General features: G+C 73.9%; 2 protein-coding genes. Both read right to left on the bottom strand.

What is annotated here, in order from left to right; translation table 11 throughout:
• Window positions 1-323 (bottom strand): beta-ketoacyl synthase N-terminal-like domain-containing protein (locus tag OG562_RS45880; RefSeq protein ID WP_266409969.1); only part of this gene is annotated, 323 nt, incomplete at its 3' end.
• Between the two features lie 90 nt (window positions 324-413).
• Window positions 414-3,219 (bottom strand): type I polyketide synthase (locus tag OG562_RS45875; protein WP_266409967.1); only part of this gene is annotated, 2,806 nt, incomplete at its 5' end.

The raw sequence follows: 3,219 nt of genomic DNA, 5'->3' as shown, positions 1-3,219 counted from the left end.
GGATCGAAGAGCGCGGCGTCGTTCAGGAACCCGCCGGAGCGGGTGTAGGTCCGGCCGACGCTCTCGGGGTCCGGGTCGTACAGGCCGGGCACGTCCCAACCGCGGTCCTGCGGGAACGCGGAGATCGCGTCGACGCCCTCCGCCACCAGCCGCCACAAGTCCTCGGGGGAGGCGACGTCGCCCGGGTAGCGGCAGGCCATGCCGACGATCGCGATCGGCTCGTGGGCCGCGTCGGCCAGCACACGGTTCTGCTGTCGCAGGGACTCGGCTTCCTTGAGCGAGGCCCGCAGCGCCTTGACGACTTCTTCATTCGACGCGGTCAACGAAATCTCCGAGGCTCTGGGACTACGGCACGTCCGGGAACGATGGGGTAGGGAGACTGAGGAGGGTGTGTGGGGTGGTGCGTGGGCGGGCTACGTGTCGCGGAGCGCGGCCCGGATCAGGTCGTCCAGGTCCATCGAGTCGATGGATTCGATGGGGTCGATGGGGTCGACGGGGTCGACGGGGTCGACCGCGATGCCGTCGGCGGCGTCGGCGTACGTCCCCTCCACGTCGTAGGACGGCAGGGAAGCCGCTTCTGCTGGTTCCTGCTCCGGAAAGAGCCGGCCGTCCAGGAAACGGGCCACGGCCGCCGGTGTGGGGTGGTTGAAGACCAGCGTGGCGGGCAGGACCAGCCCGGCCTCGGCGCCCAGCCGGTTGCGCAGTTCGAGCGCGGTGAGCGAGTCCAGGCCCACGTCCAGGAAGCCCCGCTCGGGATCCACGCGCCGGGGCTCCGCATGGCCCAGGACGACCGCCGTATGACGACGTACCAGGTCGAGCAGGGCCCGGCCCCGGTCGTCGGGCGCCAGCCCCGCGAGCCGGTCGCGCAGGGCCGCCGTACCCTTCCCTCCGTCGGCGTCCGTCCCGGCCCCGGTCGCCGCCCGCCGTACGGCGGGCCGCACCAGACCGCTCAGCAGCGCGGGCACTTCGCCCCCGGCCCGCGCCGCCGTCAGATCCAGGCGCGCGGGAACCAGGACCGCACGGTCGGGTTGCGCGGCGGAGGTGCGCAAGGCCGCGTCGAACAGGGCGAGACCCTCCTCGGACGCCATCCCGGAGAGTCCGGTACGACGGAGACGGCGCAGGTCGGCCTCCCCGAGATGCCCCGTCATACCGCTGGCGTCCGCCCACAGGCCCCACGCGAGCGAGAGGGCCGGCAGCCCCTCGGCCCGCCGCTGCACGGCGAGCGCGTCGAGGAAGGCGTTGGCGGCCGAGTAACTCGCCTGTCCCGCCTGGCCCAGTACACCGGCCGCCGAGGAGAAGAGGACGAAGGCTTTGAGGGGGTGGCGGTGGTTTCGGGTGAGGTGGTGGAGGTGCCAGGCCGCGTCGGCCTTGGGCCGCAGGACGGTGGCGACGCGGGAGGGAGTGAGGGCGTCGAGGGTGGCGTCGTCGAGGGCGCCGGCGGTGTGGACGACGGCGGTGAGGGGGTGGTCGTGGGGGATGCGGGCGAGTGCCTGGGTGAGCGATGTGGGATCGGAGACGTCGCAGGCGGTAACGGCGATGGTGGCGCCGAGGTCTTCGAGGGCGGTGCGGAGGCGGTGGGCGCCGGGGGCGTGGGGCCCCTGTCGGCTGAGGAGGTGGAGGTGGCGTACGCCGTGGTCGGTGACGAGGTGGCGGGCGAGGAGCGAGCCGAGGGTGCCGGTGCCGCCGGTGATCAACACCGTTCCGTCACCGTCGAACACACCGGCCCCAGCCTCGGGATCCGTGGACGCCGACGCGACATGTTCGACCAGTTCGACCTCGCCCAGTCGCGCCGCGAACACCTCGCCCGCACGCACCGCGAGCTGCGGCTCCGCCGCGCCCCGGTGCTCCAGGAACGCCGTCAGCGCCCGGTACGACTCCGGATCCTCGTCCACGTCGGCGATCACCAGACGGCCCGGATGCTCCGACTGCGCCGAACGCACCAGCCCCCATACGGCCGCAGCAGCCAGGTCGGAGACGCCCTCACCCTCCCGGACGGCGACCGCCCCTCGGGTGAGCAGCACCAGCCGCGAACCCGAGAGCCGCTCGTCCGCCAGCCACTCCCGCAGCGACTCCAGCGCCCGGCCCAGCACCGTGTGCACGGCCGCCTCCACGGAGGCTTCGTCCGGATCACCCGCACAGCCCACCACCACCGCCGTCGGCACCGCCTTGCCGTCGGTGAGCAGTGCCCCGAGATCCGGGTACGACGGCGTCGGCAGCCCCGCCGACAACCCCGCCGGCACGGGACCGACGAGGACGGCCGTCCCCGCACCGCCCGACCCAGCCGTGCCGCCCTCCGGCGGCGGCGCCCACCGCACCTCGTACAACGGGTCCTGCCGCCGCGCCCGTACGGCGGCCCGGAACTGCTCCGGCGTGACCGCCCGCAGCGTCACCGACGCGACTGACACCACCGGATGCCCGGCCTCGTCGAAGGCGGTCAAGGACAGCGAGTCGGTCCCGACCGGCGAGAGACGTACGCGCAGGACGTCGGCGCCCGTCGCGTGCAGGGTGACCCCGCTCCACACGAACGGCAGCCGTACGCCGTCCGCGCCGTCCAGCAGACAGGCGTGCAGGGCGGCGTCCAGCAGCGCGGGATGAATTCCGAACCGGCCGACGTCCGTACGCAGTTCCTCCGGCAGCCCCACCTCCGCGAGCACGTCCGCGCCGATCCGCCCCCGGGACCGCAGACCGCGGAACGCGGGACCGTACCCGAACCCGACCTCGGCCAGCCGCTCGTACAGCCCCTCGACCGGAGCGAGCGCCCGCTGCTCGGCGTCCGACCAGGGACGGACGTCCGGTGCCGGGACCGGACGGGGGGTGAGAGTCGCGGTGGCGTGATGGGTGAAGGCGCGGTGGTCGGCGGTGGTGTAAAGGGCGAGGGCCCGGTGTCCGGTGAGGGGGTCGGGCGCGGTGGTGGTGAGCTGGAGAGTCTGGGACTCGGTGGGGTGGAGGGGCAGGGGAGCGTGGAGCGCGAGCTCCTCGACGTAGGGGGCGTCCGTGTGCGCGGCGGCGTGGAGGACCAGGTCCAGGAGGGCGGTGCCGGGCGCCAGCGGGGTGCCGTGGACGGCGTGGTCGGCGAGCCAGGTGTGGGTGTGGGGGGTGAGCCGGCCGGTGTGCAGGTCGGAGAGGTCGGGGAGGGTGGTGGCGGCGGTGAGGAGAGGATGGTCGGTCGGGGTCAGGCCGGTGCTGGTCAGGTCGGTCGCGGGGGTGGGGTCGAGCCAG

Origin of the sequence: Streptomyces sp. NBC_01275, from assembly GCF_026340655.1 — a bacterium.
Classification (GTDB): Bacteria; Actinomycetota; Actinomycetes; order Streptomycetales; family Streptomycetaceae; genus Streptomyces.
The sequence above is the reverse complement of the archived record's forward strand: the minus strand, read 5'-3'. Positions and strand labels throughout refer to the sequence as shown.